This is a genomic window from uncultured Pontibacter sp. (genome assembly GCF_947492645.1).
Lineage (GTDB): Bacteria > Bacteroidota > Bacteroidia > Cytophagales > Hymenobacteraceae > Pontibacter.
In genome coordinates, this window is record NZ_CANLMZ010000010.1 from 129,507 (window position 1) to 147,630 (window position 18,124).

Annotated in this window: 13 protein-coding genes; all 13 read right to left on the reverse strand. The window is 48.5% G+C overall.

Annotation, left to right across the window (positions count from 1 at the left end):
* Window positions 1-82: 82 nt before the first annotated feature.
* Entirely contained in the window at window positions 83-1,996 is a 1,914-nt protein-coding gene (gene acs, locus Q1A23_RS16085) for an acetate--CoA ligase (protein WP_299825106.1), read from the reverse strand.
* Between the two features lie 177 nt (window positions 1,997-2,173).
* The gene (locus tag Q1A23_RS16090) at window positions 2,174-4,111 is read right to left on the reverse strand and encodes a propionyl-CoA synthetase (protein WP_299825107.1); all 1,938 of its coding nucleotides are present in this window, start codon (window positions 4,109-4,111) and stop codon (window positions 2,174-2,176) included.
* Window positions 4,112-4,126: 15 nt separating this feature from the next.
* Complete coding sequence (locus tag Q1A23_RS16095; protein ID WP_299825108.1) at window positions 4,127-4,510, reverse strand: response regulator; 384 nt, start codon at window positions 4,508-4,510, stop codon at window positions 4,127-4,129.
* A 4-nt stretch (window positions 4,511-4,514) separates the two neighbouring features.
* A complete protein-coding gene (locus Q1A23_RS16100; protein ID WP_299825109.1) occupies window positions 4,515-7,238 on the reverse strand; it encodes a sensor histidine kinase in 2,724 nt (907 codons plus the stop codon).
* Window positions 7,235-7,453 (reverse strand): hypothetical protein, encoded by a 219-nt coding sequence (locus tag Q1A23_RS16105; protein WP_299825110.1) that lies wholly within the window; start codon window positions 7,451-7,453, stop codon window positions 7,235-7,237. Before Q1A23_RS16105 ends, Q1A23_RS16100 begins: the two co-directional genes overlap by 4 nt.
* Window positions 7,454-7,558: 105 nt before the next feature.
* Entirely contained in the window at window positions 7,559-9,250 is a 1,692-nt protein-coding gene (locus Q1A23_RS16110) for a sodium:solute symporter family protein (RefSeq protein WP_299825112.1), read from the reverse strand.
* Window positions 9,251-9,275: 25 nt separating this feature from the next.
* Window positions 9,276-9,539 (reverse strand): DUF4212 domain-containing protein, encoded by a 264-nt coding sequence (locus Q1A23_RS16115; protein WP_299825114.1) that lies wholly within the window; start codon window positions 9,537-9,539, stop codon window positions 9,276-9,278.
* Window positions 9,540-9,576: 37 nt separating this feature from the next.
* A complete protein-coding gene (locus Q1A23_RS16120; RefSeq protein WP_299825116.1) occupies window positions 9,577-10,914 on the reverse strand; it encodes a hypothetical protein in 1,338 nt (445 codons plus the stop codon).
* A gap of 466 nt (window positions 10,915-11,380) precedes the next feature.
* Window positions 11,381-11,800, reverse strand: a complete 420-nt coding sequence (locus tag Q1A23_RS16125) for a helix-turn-helix domain-containing protein (protein WP_299825118.1) — start codon at window positions 11,798-11,800, stop codon at window positions 11,381-11,383.
* Between the two features lie 214 nt (window positions 11,801-12,014).
* Window positions 12,015-12,743, reverse strand: coding sequence for an SDR family NAD(P)-dependent oxidoreductase (locus tag Q1A23_RS16130; protein ID WP_299825120.1), 729 nt, complete (start codon window positions 12,741-12,743; stop codon window positions 12,015-12,017).
* 246 nt (window positions 12,744-12,989) lie between these two features.
* Window positions 12,990-14,384, reverse strand: a complete 1,395-nt coding sequence (gene hslU / locus Q1A23_RS16135; protein WP_299825122.1) for an ATP-dependent protease ATPase subunit HslU — start codon at window positions 14,382-14,384, stop codon at window positions 12,990-12,992.
* Window positions 14,385-14,443: 59 nt separating this feature from the next.
* Complete coding sequence (gene porQ / locus Q1A23_RS16140) at window positions 14,444-15,517, reverse strand: type IX secretion system protein PorQ (protein ID WP_299825124.1); 1,074 nt, start codon at window positions 15,515-15,517, stop codon at window positions 14,444-14,446.
* 86 nt (window positions 15,518-15,603) lie between these two features.
* On the reverse strand, window positions 15,604-18,096 hold the full coding sequence (gene lon, locus Q1A23_RS16145; RefSeq protein ID WP_299825126.1) for an endopeptidase La: 2,493 nt from the start codon (window positions 18,094-18,096) through the stop codon (window positions 15,604-15,606).
* Window positions 18,097-18,124 lie beyond the last annotated feature (28 nt).

Here is an 18,124-nt window from a genome sequence, read left to right on the forward strand (position 1 = left end):
AATCAGAGGTCAGGGAGAGGCAAAACAAAAGTCCTGCTACTGGTGCGGCAGGACTTTTGGCATTAAATTAAACTATCCTTAATTAAACTTTTGCTTTGCTCAACGATCCTTCTACAATCTCGTCTACCACAGCAGGATCGAGTAAAGTAGATGTATCGCCGAGGTTGGACACGTCGCCTTCGGCTACTTTGCGCAGGATGCGGCGCATGATCTTGCCTGAACGCGTTTTTGGCAGGCCACTCACGATCTGTATCTTATCCGGTTTGGCGATCTTCCCTATTTTTTCCACTACAGTTTCGATGATCTCGGCACGCAGCCACTCGTCGTTTTCCGGTCTGTCTTTGCAGATCACGAAAGCGTAAATGCCTTGCCCTTTTACATCGTGCGGGTAGCCAACTACAGCAGATTCGATTACATGCACATTGTGGTTGATGGCTTCTTCGATCTCGGCAGTACCAAAGCGGTGCCCGGATACGTTGATCACATCATCTACGCGGCCGATAATGCGGTACAGGCCGTTTTGATCGCGCTTGGCGCCATCGCCGGTAAAGTATAAACCTTTGTAAGTAGAGAAGTAGCTCAGGCGGCAGCGCTCATGGTCGCCGTAGGTGGTGCGTATCATGCCTGGCCACGGAAACTTCATGCACAAGTAACCTTCTACCTCATTATCGGTTATTTCTTTGCCTTCGCTATCTACCAGTATTGGCTGGATGCCAGGTAGCGGGAAGGCTGCATGCGCTGGTTTTATAGGCGTTACGTTTGCCAGCGACGAAATCATGATGCCGCCTGTTTCGGTTTGCCACCAGGTATCCACAACCGGGCAACGCTCTTTGCCTACGTGGGTGTGGTACCAATGCCAGGCTTCCTCGTTTATAGGTTCCCCAACAGAGCCCAACACTTTAAGCGAGTCCAGGCTGTAGGAGAGCACATCGTCTATGTCGCCGCCCATTAGCGAACGGATGGCTGTTGGTGCAGTATAGAAAATGGTTACGCCAAACTTATCGCATACTTGCCAGAAACGGCCCATGTCCGGGTAAGTAGGCACGCCCTCAAAAAGCAACGTGGTAGCCCCCGACAGTAAAGGCCCGTAAAGCAGGTAGGTATGGCCTGTAATCCAGCCTATATCAGCAGTACACCAGTAAATATCGCTTTCTTCGTACTGGAACACATTTGAGAAACTGTACTGGGCATACACCATGTAGCCGCCGCAGGTGTGCACCACTCCTTTTGGTTTGCCCGTAGAGCCCGAAGTATAAAGTATAAACAGCATGTCTTCAGCATCCATCTCCTCGGCGGGGCAGTCTTTGCTAACATCCTTCACCTCGTCGTGGTACCACACATCGCGGCCTTCTTCCATGTTTACAGCCCAGCCCAGGCGCTCCACCACAATTACCTTCTCTACTGATGAGCAACTTTCAAGTGCTTCGTCTACCACGCGCTTTACCGGAATTTGCTTTGTGCCCCGGTTAAGGCCATCCGAAGTAAGCACCATGCTGCATTGGGCATCGTTAATTCTATCGGCCATACTTACAGCCGAGAAGCCTGCAAACACTACCGAGTGAATGGCACCTATCCTGGCACAGGCCAGTACAGCAAAAGCAAGCTCCGGAATCATGGGCATGTAAATGCAGATGCGGTCTCCTTTTTTGGCGCCGTTCTTCTTCAGCACGTTCGCAAACTGGCATACTTTCTCGTGCAGCTCGCGGTAAGTATAGCGCACAAACCTTTCCTTCGGGTCGTTGGGCTCCCAGATCAGGGCCAGTTTGTTGCCACGCGTTTTCAGGTGGCGGTCCAGGCAGTTTTCGGTGATGTTCAATTTACCACCTTTAAACCACTTTACATTGGGCTCCTCAAAGTTCCACTCCAGGGTAGTGTTCCATTTTTTTCGCCAGGTAAAGGTGCTTGCAATTTCGCTCCAAAATCCTTCAGGGTCTTCTATACTACGCTTGTAAGCCTGCTGGTACTCGTCGTATGTTTTGACTTGAAAATTTGTCATCGCTTAGATAGGTTTAGTTGTTATTAGGTATCAGTTTAGTTCTACAGTTTTATTTTTACTTCGGAGTGTTTTACGCTACCCCGCCCCCTGGAGAGGAGAATTTTACTTTTGCATATAATACCTCTTCCCGGTGAGGGGTAGAAGTAATGCTTGTATGGCGTACCATGTGCAAATCATCTAAAGTATAAATGCTTTGCCAATAGACCTTGATTTCAGCTTGTCGTGAATCTCGGTTAGTATGGCCGGATCGTCTATGGTAGACGGGATGGCATAGTGGTCGCCGTCGGCAATGTTACGCATAATTTTACGCAGTATTTTGCCTGAGCGTGTTTTGGGCAGTCGCGGCACTACGAGCACATTCCTAAAGTATGCCACCGCACCAATTTTCTCACGTATCAGCGCCACTAGTTCCTGTTCCAGTTGCTCTTCTTTGATCAGTTGCCCATCCTTGAGTACTACCAAACCTATTGGCCGCTGTCCGCGCAACTCGTCTGCAATGCCCACTACAGCACATTCGGCAACAGCATGGTGGGCGGCTACCATTTCTTCCATTTCGCCGGTAGAGAGGCGGTGCCCCGATACGTTGATCACATCATCAATGCGGCCCATAATGTATATATAACCGTCTTCATCCATGTAGCCGCCATCGCCGGTCATGTAGTACCCGGGAAAGCGGTCTAAGTATGATTTCCGGAAACGTTCATCGTCTTCCCACAGCGTTGGCAGGCAGCCCGGAGGCAGCGGCAGTTTAACAGCTACATACCCTTCCTGCGCCGGAATAAGCTCTTTGCCATCTTCTCCCAGTATCTCAACTTTATACCCGCACACAGGCAAGCCGGCAGAGCCCGGCTCAGGAGGTACCAACCCGTAGCCTACCATATTTGCCACCATTGGCCACCCTGATTCAGTTTGCCACCAATGGTCAATCACCGGCACTCTGAGCAGGTCTTTTACCCAATAGTAAGTAGCCACATCGCAGCGTTCCCCGGCCAGGAACAGGTACTTTAGCGAAGGCAAGTCGAAACGTCTTTTATGATGCCCCTCCGGGTCTTCTTTTTTGATGGCGCGTATGGCAGTTGGTGCCGTAAAAAGTACTTTTACATCGTGCTGCTTGATAATGCGCCAAAACGTGCCGGCATCTGGAGTACGCACAGGCTTACCCTCGAACAGCACGGTGGTGCAGCCATGAATAAGTGGTGCGTATACTAAGTATGAATGCCCTACTGCCCAGCCCACATCCGAAGCAGCCCAGAACACATCCCCGGGGTCTACACCGTACACCGCCTGCATGCTATACTTTAGTGCCACCGCATGCCCCCCGTTGTCGCGCACAATGCCTTTGGGTTTGCCTGTAGTACCCGATGTGTATAGTATGTACAGCGGGTCGTGCGCATCTACAGGAACACAATCCGCGGGCCCGGTATTTTGCAGCAGCTCCATGTAATCAAGGTCGCGGCCAGGTTGCATGGCAGCCTCCACGTAAGGGCGCTGAAAAATAATTGTATGATCAGGCTGATGCTTACTAACTTCCAGGGCTTTATCCAGCAGCGGTTTGTAGGGTATGTGCTTTTCGAACTCGATGCCGCAAGAGGCGGAGATAACGATTTTAGGTTTCGCGTCATCAATGCGCACGCACAGCTCATGGGGAGCAAAGCCACCAAAAACAACCGAGTGTATGGCACCCAACCGCGCGCAGGCAAGCATGGCCACCACAGCCTCCGGTATCACAGGCATGTAAATCACTACTGTATCGCCTTTGCTTACCCCTAGCCCGCTCATGGCACCGGCAAAGCGTGCCACCATGTCGCGTAGCTCCCGGTAACTATACTTGCGAATCGTATTTGTAACCGGCGAGTCATAGATCAGGGCTGTTTGGTCGGCGCGTCCATTTTCTACATGATAGTCCAGGGCAAGGTAGGCGGTGTTCAGTTTCCCGCCTTTAAACCAGCGGTAAAAACCGTTTTCGTCGGTGGTAAGTATCTGCTCTGGCTGCTTGTACCAGGCAATCTGCCCGGCTTGCTCGCCCCAGAAGCCTTCCGGGTCGGCTATACTTTTGCCATAGGCCTCTACATAAGCGCTTGGTTTCTTGGTCTTGGTCTCCATAGTCTCAGGCATTTTATAAGATATACGTCAGCTGGCTGACAGTTCTTTTATCTTCTCCATCAGGAAGCGAGGCGAGAAGGGCTTTGGAATGTAAAGGTCCGCCCCTACTTCGTAGCCTTTTTTTATGTCGGCCTCCTTTGTTTTAGCACTCAGGAAAATAACTTTAGAGTCTTTCATTTCTTCCTTTTTGCGGATATAACGGCATACTTCGTAGCCATCCACGTCTGGCATCATTATATCGAGCACCACAACTTTTGGCAATTCTTTATTTACGCTGTCGATAGCCTCGGTACCGTTACGTGCCACAAAAACCTTAAACCCGTTTTTGCGCATCAGGAACTCCAGGGGCAGCAGTATACTAGGGGCATCATCCACTACCAACACCTTCAATTTTTCTGTATCCTTTTTCATTGCTTTATGCTTTTGCAACCGGGGCAGTTACTTTTACAGGCAGCACAAAAGAAAATCTGGCGCCGCTGCCAGGCTCACTCTCTACCCACAACCTACCTTGGTGCGATTCTATTATTTGCTTGCTGATGGCAAGGCCAAGGCCGCTGCCTTCCGGCTTTCTCAGGTTCTGATTTCTTGCCTGGTAAAATTTATCGAAAATTTGTTTCTGGGCTTCGGGCTCTATCCCTTTTCCATTATCTGCCACATTCACTTTTATGTCGCCGTCTATGTAATAGCTTGATACGATAACACGCCCCTGGTTTGGGTTGCAAAACTTAATGGCGTTCGAGATAAGGTTAACCAACACCTGCATCAGGCGGTCTTTATCTCCCTTAAACGCTGGCAGGTTATGCTGCACATCTACCACCAAGGCGATGTTCTTTTCCTGCACTAACTGTATTAACGCCTCTACTGATTCGTCTATTATTTCTTTCATCTGCAGCGGCACCAGGTTAAGCTGTTGCTTACCCGACTCGAAACGCTCCAGGTCCAGCACCTGCGTAATCAGCCTGGTAAGCCGCTCAGACTCCTTTACGATGGTGTGCAGGAAATGCTCCTGGTCTTCGCGCTCCATATCCGGGTTATCGTATAAAATCTCTGACAGGGCGCGGATTGATGTAAGTGGCGTGCGGAGCTCGTGGGTAACGGTAGATAGAAACTCATCTTTTAGCTCGTCTAGTTGTTTTAGCCGTTCGTTAGCGCCACGCAACTGCTCGGTAGCCCGGCGCAACTCCATCGATTTCCGGCGAAGCTCGTTGTTAATAGATATCAGTTGCTGCGACTCTTTAAGGATGTTGAGCACCTCTTCGATGCTTATCTTCTCCTCTGTTACTACTGATGAAACCATGATCCTGGCGGACGAGGAACCGATCACACCAGATAAAAGCTTTTCGGCATACGTTACTAATTTGGGATCTGCTTTACCGGTTTCGTCTGTTGGGGCGGGGTATTTGCGCTGATAAGCTTTCATGGCGGTTTCGGTGCGCTTGCGGCCCAGAAAGCTTACCAACAGCGATTTTATATCTGGTATATAAGCTGTTCCTTTCCATACTATAGATGACTCAAACACAGTAGAATACTTAAAGATATCTACAAAAACCTCTGCCTGGTTACGCTCCTGCGAGGTTTGCCGGCTAAGCAGCGATACGCCAATGTATAGCCCCGTATTCAGGAACATGGTCCAGAACATGGCATGCGAGATGTAGTCCATGTCTTGCAGGCCAAACAGGGCAAAAGGCTTTAGCCACTCCACCCCAAAAGGGCCATGTGTAAGTATGGTAGTCGGCAGCATGCTTACGCCCACCATAGATGGCACCACTAAGGTATAAAACCAAAGTATAGAGCCTACGATTATACCTGTCAGCGCACCGTTTTTAGTGCCCTCTTTCCAGAAAATGCCGCCTATCACAGCTGGTGCAAACTGTGCCGCCGCCGCAAACGACACCAGCCCCACCTCTACCAGCGAGTAATACTCTGCCACACCTTTATAGTACATATACGCAAGCAGAAGCACTACTAAAATGCAGAAACGGCGGCTATTTATAAGGATGCCCGTCAGCTTGTTTTGGTAACGTTTTTTGATGGCAGGCACACTTACCAGCACAGGCATAAACAGGTTGTTGCTCATCATCACGCTAAGCGCTATCACCGACACAATAACCATACTTGTAGCAGCCGAAAAACCGCCCAGGTACACTAAAACCGAAAGTATACTTTGCCCTTCGCTTAAAGGTATGGCCAGTACAAACATGTCAGCATCTACGGTGCCATTGGCAAAAAGCAGATCGCCGGCAAAGGCAATAGGCAGCACAAAAATGTTTATCGCAAACAAGTATAACGGGAACAGCCACATGGCCTTGTTCAGGTGCTGCTCGTTTACGTTTTCTACTACAGCAACCTGGAACTGGCGCGGCAATAGCAGTATGGCCAGCATCGAGAGCAGCACCATCCAGAACCACTCCGCAAAGCCTCCATCCTCATTAAAAGTCACCAGCCGCTCAAAGTCAGGCAATTGCGCTGCCTGCTGCATAATATCGCCAAAGCCATTAAAAACGCCAAAAGTCACAAACAGGCCCGCAGCTATAAATACCACCAGCTTCAGCACCGACTCAAAGGCGATGGCCGTAACCATACCCTCGTGGCGCTCGGTTGCCTCTACGTGGCGTGTGCCATACACAATGGTAAAAAGCGCCAGGCCAATTGCTATAAAGAACGAGGTATCCGGGAAAGCCTCTGCCTCTCCTACCCGCCCGGTAAGCATGCTCAGGCTGCTGGTAATAGCTTTAAGCTGGATAGAGATGTATGGAATAATGCCCATCACAAAAATGACCGTAACGATGCTCCCGAGGGTAATATTTTTACCGTACCGCGAAGAGATGAAATCGGCCAGAGTGGTAATGCGCTGCACTTTGCATATGCGGATGATTTTGCGCAGCACTACCCACCAAAGCGGCGCCATTAAAGTTGGCCCGATGTAAATAGCCAAGTACTCCAATCCTCCTGATGCAGCCCTGCCCACGCTACCGTAATACGTCCAAGCGGTGCAGTATACAGCCATCGATAAAGCATAAATATAGGGGTTGCTAACCAGGCTGCGCCCAGCAAGGGAACGCCTTTCTGCCCACGAGGCCAAGCCGAAAAGCAGCGCCAGGTAGCAAAACGATATGCCGATAACAACCCAGTAATTCATACTTTATCTCTTCTTTTTCGGGGGTCTTGCCTGTTTATAAAAAAGCCTATAGCCGCAATACACGCCAGCCATACCCCTGAAAGGTATAGGTACAGCACAGGAAAGCCACCAACCGTTCCGGCAGCGTTGAAAATGGAGATCAGGGGGAAGTTGAGCAACACGATAAACAGTACGCTGATAAAAAACAACCGCCTTCCTTTTACTTTGTCGCGCATGGTGGAGGGTTAAATTGATAAGGTTAAAATTGCTGAATGGCTACTTCCATACTGTCTACAGAAGCAACCATTCAGCAATTTTTACAACTACAAAGCAACTACTGGTTAATGATGCACCGCAGCCTCACCCGCACCTCTTGGTATGCGGATGTCCTCGATCAGCTCCTGGATGTGGGCTGGCGGGGCCGGTGTGAATCGGGACACGACAAAAGATACGATAAAATTAAGCACCATGCCAACTGTACCTATACCTTCCGGCGATATCTGTAAAAACCAGTTTTCAGGCACGTTGGCGGCAGGGTTTATAAACTTAAAGTATGAAATATAGGCAAGTGTGAACACCAGGCCTGTAACCATTCCCCAGATAGCCCCTTGTTTGTTCATGGTTTTAGAGAAAATACCCATGATGATAACAGGGAAGAACGATGCGGCTGCCAGGCCAAAAGCAAAGGCCACCACCTCGGCCACAAAGCCAGGAGGGTTAATGCCGAAGTAACCTGCAATCACAACGGCAAAGGTAGCTGCCACACGCGCTGCAACAAGCTCCTGTTTCTCGGATATGCCGGTCATAACGGATTTTTTAAGCAGGTCGTGGGCAATGGATGTGGAGATAACCAGCAAGAGGCCTGCAGCTGTGGAAAGCGCCGCAGCCAGGCCGCCAGCCGCCACCAGAGCGATTACCCAGTTTGGGAGTTGCGCAATTTCGGGGTTAGCCAGCACCATGATGTCCTTGTCTATTTTCAGCTCATTTACATCCGGATTTTTGACGTACTGTATGCGGCCATCGCCATTTTTATCGTCTACGCCAATCAGACCTGTTTTTTGCCAGTTGTTTACCCATTGCGGCATAGATGCAATGGGTTGGTTACTGGTGGTTTGCAGCATGTTGTACATACCAAAAGCGCCAACAGCAGGAGCTGCCGTATAAAGTATGGCAATAAACACCAGCGCATACCCCGCAGACTTACGGGCATCTTTTACTTTAGGCACAGTAAAGAAACGCACAATTACGTGTGGCAAACCGGCTGTACCAACCATCAGCGCAGCCGTGATAAAGAACACATCGATGGTTGCTTTGCTGCCGTCGGTGTAAGCCGTGAAGCCCAGCTCGGTGAGCATGCCATCAAGTTTATCTAACAGGTAAGTCCCGTCCTGCAGCGTACCACCCAGGCCCAACTGAGGGATTGGGTTGCCCGTAAGCATCATCGAGATAAAAATGGCAGGCACCATGTAGGCAAAGATCAGCACGCAATACTGCGCCACCTGCGTATAGGTAATGCCTTTCATGCCGCCCAGCACCGCATAAAAAAGCACGATGATCATACCAATGATTACGCCTGTCTCGATCTGTACTTCCAGGAAACGGGAGAACACGATGCCAACACCACGCATTTGCCCGGCCACATACGTAAAGGAAACAAAGATGGCACAAACCACAGCTACCAGGCGCGCTGTTTTGGAGTAGTAGCGGTCGCCCACAAAATCAGGCACGGTAAACTTACCGAACTTGCGCAGGTAGGGCGCAAGCAACAATGCCAGCAGCACATACCCTCCGGTCCAGCCCATGAGGTACACCGAGCCATCATAGCCCATAAAAGAGATAAGGCCAGCCATCGAAATAAAGGAGGCGGCAGACATCCAGTCGGCGGCGGTTGCCATACCGTTGGCCAGCGGACTTACGCCACCGCCAGCCACGTAAAACTCTTTGGTAGAGCCGGCACGCGACCAAATGGCGATGCCAATGTAGAGGGCAAACGAAAGGCCCACTATAATGTATGTCCAGGTTAAGATATCCATTGTTTTAGCTTTTTATAGTGGGAGATTAATCTTCGTGCACGTCAAATTCGCGGTCTAGTTTGTTCATCAGCCATACATAAAGGAAGATGATCAGCACGAACACATAAATAGAGCCCTGTTGCGCAAACCAGAAACCGAGCTTAAAGCCGCCCAACCTGATACTGTTCAGCTCATCTACCAGCAGTATTCCGAACACATAAGACACAGCAAACCAAAGGCCCAACAACGTGAGTAGAATCCGGACGTTGCGCTGCCAGTATTCCTGCATTCTATTTTTATTATTTTCCATGATGTTTTAGTTAAAGTATGATCAGGTTTTAAGGTTCTTATAAGTAAATCATAGCCTGCAACGTGATTTCGGGCCTATACTTGACATTGCTTGGATTAATGAAGTCAGGCCGGTTGCGCCAGTTAAGCGTTAGTTTGGAGTGGTGGCCCTCCAGCAGCAGATTTGCGCCAACATCCAGCACTTTTACCGACACCTTATCGCCGCTGCTGTCGCGCACGCCATCCAGGTTGCCGTAGCTAAACGCGGTGTAGGGCTGCAGCCTGGCTTTTTCGCTAATCAGGTTTTTAGGAAGCAGATATCCCAACTGCCCATACAGTATATCGCCTGTGCCAATGGTCGGGAAGGCATTGCCACGCAGAGCGCCACCGCCTGTGGCAGGGTTCATGATACCGATGCTGCGCACGTTGTTTCTGCCGAAGTCGTAGTTGTGGTATACAGCATATGCCGTAATCGCCGTACCTGCCTCCTGGTTAAGTGGCAGGTCCAGAAAAGCATCAACGCCAAAAAGACTGATGTCGGATGCTACTGTATCCTGCACCAGCCCACGCTGCTCGGTACGCCACATGCCATCTTCGTTGTGCATAAAGCCGGCACCGATGTTAAACACTCTTTTAGTGCCCAGGTAAGTACCCACCATAAAAGGCAACAGGTTTGATTCCTGCTCTAAAAACTGGTAATTGTAGTACCCTTGAAATACCTTCTTGTTGTTGCGCGGATTATAGTTGGCTGCCGACCCTATGGCCTGTGCTGTATTGGTAACAAAAGGATCGTTTACTGCCATGCGGTAGTCTAACTTACCGATTTTACCTTTGGCATAAACACCCAACATGCGCGCAAACTGGTCGGCAGCATCGATGGTAGCCCAGTTAAAAATCGGTGCATCGATGGCCATAAAATTAAGCGTACTTGCATTTGTCATGCGCGATACGCCGTTCCAGTAATGCAGGCCAGCCCCTAACGACAAGTACTGATCAAACACTTTATACTCTGTCCAGGCATCGTGGATAAAGAGTTGCGGCTTTTTACCGTCGGCGGCGCTTACGCCTCCGCTAACGGCATTCTGGTTATTTATACCAAAGTGCAGCAGTATCAGGAAACGTGGAGAAATCTGAGAATAGGTAAGAAAGCGGGAGCGGCGAAGGCCAACATCAAAGGTATTATCCTGGAACTCGTTGTTTCGGATAGAGCCACTATTGTTCTCGTTGTACCTGATCCATACCTGGTGCCAGGTTATAAAACGGATATACTTTGCACCATCTGGGCTGACAGGAATTTTTATACCTGAGCTATACTCTGTAGAGCCTTGAGCAGCTACATCTCTCCCAGCGCAGCAGAGCACCAGCCCTACTACCACATGAAGTAACAGTTTTTTCATTTGGTTACTTTTTAAAGGTTAAAGAGAGGTCAGCTGCTTCCCCGTTTTGTTCAAACTATATTATTCAGAATTAAGGGAAAAAGATGAGTTGCTGTTGATTTCTGCTAATTTAGTATAGCTAAAGCCTTCTAAGCTTAGTTATAGCTGTTCTTGATATCGTTTGAATAGGAAATCAGCTATACTATGTTGCTGCAGTTGGTCTATTCGCATTAAGTTTTTCAGCCTTTCAGATAAGGTTCAGGTTATTGTTCTAAGTATAACCTTGATAGCTTCCGAGCCAAACGCTTTGCGGTATCTGCCGTTCTTTCTCAGTTTTAATTACTTGTACTTTTATTTCTGGCATTGGTGCCCTCAGTCAGGGCAGGGGATAAAAGCCCCGTGCAGACGAATCTCTGTATTAGGCAAGGAGGGGTAAGGAGTGGTCGAATCCGGTACTGCAGAAGAAGTAAAGCAAATAGCTGGTAAGTTACTCCTTAAACCGCTTCCACTTAATCATCATATACTTGTCGCCAAGTTCTGTGATCATCATACCAGCACCTTTCAGGTTCCCACCGTTCTTGAAAAATTCTACCAGCTCGGCCTGGTTCATTATTTTGTAGGTAGGATGGTACTCTGTCTGCTCAGGGGCCTTTATTTTATACTTGCGCACCCAGTTCATCACGGATACATGACTTACGCCCAAAATCCGCTCTATCTCACGGTAGCTGATGCCTTCTATGTAAAGCTGTAGCGCTTTGGTAACATAATAGCTGTCTATACTTTTGCCGATCTTGTTTACTGTAAAGTAGTATCCGCATTTTTTGCAGCGATAACGTTGCCTGTCACCCACTATGCCACTCTTTACTACGTGTAGCGCATCGCACTTTGGGCAGATCGGATTCTTCATAAACAGCTAGATTTTAAACTATTAACTAAATAGCTATAGTAAGTTAGCATAACTATACCTATTTAGCAACAAAATCAACGACTAAGTAAGTACTTAATCACTCTTATCTGCAGGTAGCATAAAAAAGCCCGGCAAGCACAGCCGGGCTTTTTGTGTTGGTATGGCCATAATACAACCTCCAGCTAGCTTCTTAGCTGCTGACTTCTTTATCTTGCTACATATCCCGCACAGAAACCAGCACTTCATTATACTTATGGGTGCTATGCAGAAACTGCACTACCTTTCTACCTACTTCTTCAGGCGACGCAAGCTCACCGTTAGCTTTATACTCCCGGAAGCGCTGAATATTACTAAAGCTTTCTGCATCACTTTCGCGGATGTGCTCCTGCATACTTGTATCTACCACACCCGGCGACAGCGCATATATTTTAACGCCACTTCCACGGACATTCTGTTCCTGCTGTATTGCCTGAGACATCATATCCAAGGCTGCCTTTGAGGCGCAGTAACTAGCCCAGCCATCAATCGGGTACTTGCCGGCGCCGGAGCTAACGTTTACAATCACCTTCTCGCACGGCACGTTTTGGTATGCTTCCAGGAAAGTGTTCATCAGCATGGCTGGCACAATCACGTTCACATCAAACACAAACTCGAAACGCTCGTTGGCCATTCCTTCTCCCACATAACCGATATCGCCCAGCACACCGGCATTGTTTATCAGCACTAAGCGTTCTGCATCTTTGCAGGGCAGAAAAACCTTTTGCAGGTTATGCTCTACGGCAGGGATATCTGAAAAGTCGAGGGGTTGGTAACGGTAATTAGGGTGCTTTATACTATTGGTGCGCGATACGCCCACTACATGATTGTTCTCGTCTTTCAGTAGTTCTTCGGCTATCGCTTTGCCTATGCCTTTGCTGGCTCCGGTAATGATGTAGTAGTTCACGGTTAAATCTTTAGAGAGTTTGGGAGTTATGAGTTACGGGAAATGCAACAGGAAAGGTTATTCCTTCTTTCTGAAGTATAAAGTATAAAAGTATCCTCTAAAACAAAAAGCTGGTGCCTCTGCCTTTGCAGAAACACCAGCTTTAAAGTATGGTCAGAAGTATAAATAAGCTTTTGCCCTTTACGCCATTCACTTTACACCGCTACAAGCGCGACTGGAGCTAGCTTAAATGTTCACGCTTCGGTTTTAAAGTATATACTGGCTCAGGTCACGGTTTTTCACCATATCAGACAGGCGTTCCTGCACCATGGCGCGGTCAACTAAAATACGGGCATTGGCTCCGATCTTATCCGGCACATCAAAAAGTATATCGTTTAGCAGGCGGCTCATTACCGTTTGCAGGCGGCGTGCACCAATATTTTCTACTTCGGTGTTTACCTCGTAGGCAATAGATGCTATTTCGTCCAGGGCCTCGTCGTTAAAGGTAAGCTCTACATCTTCTGCTCCCAAGAGTGCCTCATACTGTTTTGTAAGGGCATTTTTCGGGAACTTCAGGATCTGGTAGAAATCATCTTTCGTCAGGCTATCCAACTCTACACGAATCGGGAAACGGCCCTGCAATTCTGGAATAAGGTCGGATGGTTTGGCTACGTGGAACGCGCCGGCTGCGATAAACAGAATATGATCGGTGTTGATGATGCCATACTTGGTGTTCACCGTAGAGCCTTCCACTATCGGTAACAGGTCGCGCTGCACACCTTCACGGCTTACATCTGGTCCGCCACCGCCTTTTTTGCTTGAGCTGGCAACTTTATCAATCTCATCGATAAAGATAATGCCGGAGTTTTCTGCTTTGAAGATGGCCTCTTCCTTTACCTCATCCATATCGATCAGTTTGGAAGCTTCTTCCTCGAGCAAAATTTTACGTGCCTCGGCGATAGTTACTTTACGCTTCTTGGTCTTCTTTGGCATCATACCGCTGATCATCTCCTGGATGTTCATCATAGAAGCCTCGTCCATTCCGGGCCCCATAACACCCATGCCCGGCATGGCATTTTGCTGCACCCGTATTTCAATTTTACGGTCTTCCAGTTCTCCGTTCCTGATCTTCTCCCTGAATTTCTCACGGGTACGCTCGTTCAGTTCGTAGTCTGTTTCAGGCATCGCATTTGGGTCGGCGCTCAGGCTAACGGGAGAATTGTTGCGTCCCTGGATGGGTGGAATAAGTGCATCAAGAATGATATCCTCTACCATTTCTGCAGCCTTCTGCTTTACTTCTTCCTTTTTCTTTTGCTTTACAAGGTTAACAGACTGCTCCACGAGGTCGCGCACCATACTTTCTACGTCGCGGCCTACATAGCCTACCTCCGTAAATTTAGAAGCCTCTACTTTAGTAAATGGTGCATCGGCAATTTTTGCAAGGCGGCGGGCAATTTCTGTTTTACCTACACCGGTTGCCCCAATCATCAGGATGTTGTTGGGCACAATATCACCCTGTATACTTTTGTCGGCGTTCATGCGGCGCCAGCGGTTGCGTAGCGCAATGGCCACGTTACGTTTGGCATCATTCTGCCCAATAATATATTTATCCAGCTCTGCTACAATCTGAGCCGGTGTTAAGTGTTCTATTGAATCTAGCATAGTAGTCTTTAAGTTAAGGTACGCTACGGTACTTTATAGGTGCCATAGCGTATACGTTATTAACTGCTTTTCTTTTTAAGAATTGTGCTGGTATTGGTGCTAACGGTAACATAATGGGTGGCACCGGACGGATGAAAGAAGGCGCTGCTGTAGTTAAGTTCGAAGGCTCGCACGCGTAACATTCCGCCAAGCGAGAAGCCTGCTCCGCCACCGCCATTATCCAGCCGAAGCTCTTTGCGGCGCAGGTGGTTGTAACCTGCTCTCAGGTTAAAATTTTTACTGAACACAAATTCAGCGCCTGCCACAAAGTGTCGTGCAATTTTATCGCCCAGCTGCTTTTCTTCTTTTACCTCGTTGCCGTTTTCATCCAGTTGGCCGGGAGCATTGGGGTCTAAGTAAACAACATCGAACTGATAAAGTTTATGTGCGGTAAGCGAAAGCCTGATGGGCATGTGTTCTGGTTTGTAGCTTACTCCCAGTTGGGCATCCCAGGGCATCGGCTGGCGTTCCCCGTCATCAAATGGCTTCACCTGGTAGCCCACATTTTTAAACGCAAGGCCGACAGTAAAGTCTTTTTCAGGATGCTTAAAGGCAACACCGGCATCGGCAAGTATACCTACCGCTTTGTTCCCAGCCATACTCGATACCGCTACTTTTGCCGTAGCACCTATGGTAAAAGCATCGGCCTGTCGGGCATGCGTGATACCCAAAGTATAGTCATTCACATTAAAGCTACCTTCTTCTAAGCCGGTAGCGTCGCGCTGCACAAAATCCCCGTAGTTTAGGTAATTCAGGTTTACAGCCCAGCGGCCATACTTTGTGGTGTTAAAAGCATAGGCAAGGTTGCTTTGCTTGATATCGGCCAGGTAGCCCACATAACTCAAACTTAGCTGGTTATCCATTTCGGGGTTCAGCAAGCCGGGGTTAGCCGACACCATGTTCACATCATGGCCTCCTGCGGTAACGTTTACGCCACCTAAAGCAGCCTGTTTAGCATTGTTAGGTAACTCCAGAAACGTAAAACCACGCTGCCCTCCTACCTGCGCCTGCGCCGTAAGCGCAAAGCCCAGCAAAATGCAAAGTATAAGAGCAGACGATTTTTTCACGTTACCAAGTATGAGTGTTATTGTCATTTCTAACGCTAGTGAGAAATCTGATCTATTGCATGACTATGAAAAGCTCCAGATTTCTCACTAGCGTTCGAAATAACAGATACCAATTACTCTTTATCAGCTGCGGCTTTCTCTTCCGTCACTACCAGTTTCAGCGGGTTCTTTACCTTCTCCTTCAGCAGCGCAATTTTAACAACCTCGTCCACACGATCTACATAATGTATGGTAAGGCCTTTAATGTACTGCTCCGGGATCTCGTTGATGTCTTTCCTGTTTTTCTGGCTAAGTATGATATCGGTGATACCGGCACGCTTGGCAGCCAGAATCTTCTCTTTTATACCGCCTACAGGCAATACCTTGCCCCGAAGCGTGATCTCGCCTGTCATAGCCAAACGCCCTTTTACTTTGCGCTGGGTAAACACAGAGGCAATGGACGTGAATATGGCAATACCAGCCGATGGGCCGTCCTTTGGCACAGCCCCTTCCGGGAAGTGGATGTGCAAGTCGTACTGGTCGAACAGGCGGTAATCTATGTCCAGTAAATCAGCGTGTGCTTTTAAGTATGAGATGGCCGTCATAGCCGATTCTTTCATCACATCTCCTAGCTGGCCTGAAAGCGTAAGTTTGCCTTTGCCCTTGCTAAGTATGGATTCGATGAAAAGGATATCGCCACCTACTGATGTCCAGGCTAAGCCTGTAACTACGCCAGCTGTGTCGATGTCCTGGTAAATTTCTTTGTCGAATATCTCAGAACCCAGGCGTTTAACCACATCTTCCGGCTTAATGTTAACCGGATATTCCTCTTCCATTGCCTTTAGTTTGGCTGTGTGGCGCACCAGTTGGCCAATTTTTCGCTCCAGGCTACGCACTCCAGACTCGCGGGTATAATCCTCTATTATTTTCTGAATCGTAGCTTTGGATACTTTAGCATCATCCTCTGTAAGGCCGTGCTCAGCTATCTGCTTTGGTAACAGGTGCCGCTTCGCTATCTCCGTTTTCTCCTCTAAAGTATAACCCGTCAGCTCGATGATCTCCATACGGTCGCGCAGGGCCGGCTGAATGGTATCCAAAGAGTTGGCCGTAGCGATGAACAATACTTTGGACAGGTCATATTCCACATCCAGGTAATTATCCATAAACGTGCTGTTCTGCTCCGGGTCCAGTACCTCCAGCAAAGCAGAAGACGGATCGCCACGGAAATCAGAAGCAATCTTATCTATCTCGTCGAGTATAATTACCGGGTTCGAAGAGCCTACTTTTTTAATCTGGTTGATGATCTTGCCGGGCATGGCACCTACATAGGTACGGCGATGACCGCGAATCTCGGCCTCGTCGCGCACGCCACCCAACGACATTCTGACATACTTTCGGCCCAACGACTCTGCAATAGACTTGCCCAACGATGTTTTACCAACACCCGGAGGTCCGTACAGGCAAAGTATAGGCGCCTTCATGTCGTTCTTCAGCTTCAGCACGGCCAAATACTCCAGGATACGCTCCTTCACTTTCTCTAGGCCGTAATGGTCTGCATCAAGTATTTTTTTGGTGCGCTTTAAATTAAAGTTATCCTTGGTGTACTCGTTCCATGGCAGGTCCAGCAGAAACTCGAGGTAGTTTACCGCCACCGGGTATTCGGCAGCCTGAGAGTTTAAGCGTGCCAGTTTATCTATTTCTTTTTTAAAGTGCTGCGCAACAGGCTCAGGCCATTTCTTCTTGGCGGCACGTTCTCTGAACCGCTCAATCTCCTGGTCTGGTCCCTCCTGTCCTAGCTCATCCTGCAATACCTTTATCTGCTGGCGCAAAAAGTAGTCGCGCTGCTGCTGGTCCAGGTCGGTATGTACTTTGGTATGGATTTCCTGCTTTAATTCAAGCAGCTGTATTTCGCGTAGCATCAGCTCCAGCAGCTGCGTGCCGCGTTCTACGCCGTCGTTTACCTCCAGCAAGGCCTGCTTCTGGGCTACATCTACGTTCAGGTTACTCGACAGGAAGTGCGTTAAAAAGCCCGGATTGTCAATATTATCGAGCGCTACCTGTGCCTCCTGCGGTATCTCAGGGTTCAGTTTCAGCATTTTACCGGCCGCATCTTTCAGCGATTGCACCAGCGCCTTTACCTTCTTATTCTTTTTATCCAGCGGAGTTTCGGTACAAGCTGTAACGCGCGCCGTTAAGTATGGGTCTTCAGACGTTACTTCTTCTATCTTAAAACGACTGTGCCCTTGAATAATGATCGTGGTATTGCCATCAGGCAATACCAGCATTTTCAGTATCTTAGCCACCGTGCCAACCTCGAAAAGGTCTTCTGCAGTAGGGTCGTCGCTGTTAGAGTTTTTCTGGGCAACTACGCCTACTATTTTATCTCCTTTATGTGCTCTCCGCACTAGTTTCACAGATTTTTTGCGGCTTACCGTAATTGGCAATACCACCCCCGGAAACAGTACTGTGTTGCGTACTGCCAGTATCGGGAGTTCATCAGGTAAAGCTTCAACAGGTAGATCGTCTTCTGCCTCCGCAGTAATAATCGGGATCAGCTCTACCTCTTCGTCGTCAGATAAATTGCTTAGCAAAAGGTTTTGTAAAAAGTTCTTTAAAGTATAGTTCATATAAAGATCAATGCCATAATGACAGAAA

Coding starts and splice junctions, on each gene's coding strand:
- acs (WP_299825106.1), bottom strand. CDS start 1,996: ATGACAAATTTTCAAGTCAAAACATACGACGAGTACCAGCAGGCTTAC.
- Q1A23_RS16090 (WP_299825107.1), bottom strand. CDS start 4,111: ATGCCTGAGACTATGGAGACCAAGACCAAGAAACCAAGCGCTTATGTA.
- Q1A23_RS16095 (WP_299825108.1), bottom strand. CDS start 4,510: ATGAAAAAGGATACAGAAAAATTGAAGGTGTTGGTAGTGGATGATGCC.
- Q1A23_RS16100 (WP_299825109.1), bottom strand. CDS start 7,238: ATGAATTACTGGGTTGTTATCGGCATATCGTTTTGCTACCTGGCGCTG.
- Q1A23_RS16105 (WP_299825110.1), bottom strand. CDS start 7,453: ATGCGCGACAAAGTAAAAGGAAGGCGGTTGTTTTTTATCAGCGTACTG.
- Q1A23_RS16110 (WP_299825112.1), bottom strand. CDS start 9,250: ATGGATATCTTAACCTGGACATACATTATAGTGGGCCTTTCGTTTGCC.
- Q1A23_RS16115 (WP_299825114.1), bottom strand. CDS start 9,539: ATGGAAAATAATAAAAATAGAATGCAGGAATACTGGCAGCGCAACGTC.
- Q1A23_RS16120 (WP_299825116.1), bottom strand. CDS start 10,914: ATGAAAAAACTGTTACTTCATGTGGTAGTAGGGCTGGTGCTCTGCTGC.
- Q1A23_RS16125 (WP_299825118.1), bottom strand. CDS start 11,800: ATGAAGAATCCGATCTGCCCAAAGTGCGATGCGCTACACGTAGTAAAG.
- hslU (WP_299825122.1), bottom strand. CDS start 14,384: ATGCTAGATTCAATAGAACACTTAACACCGGCTCAGATTGTAGCAGAG.
- porQ (WP_299825124.1), bottom strand. CDS start 15,517: ATGACAATAACACTCATACTTGGTAACGTGAAAAAATCGTCTGCTCTT.
- lon (WP_299825126.1), bottom strand. CDS start 18,096: ATGAACTATACTTTAAAGAACTTTTTACAAAACCTTTTGCTAAGCAAT.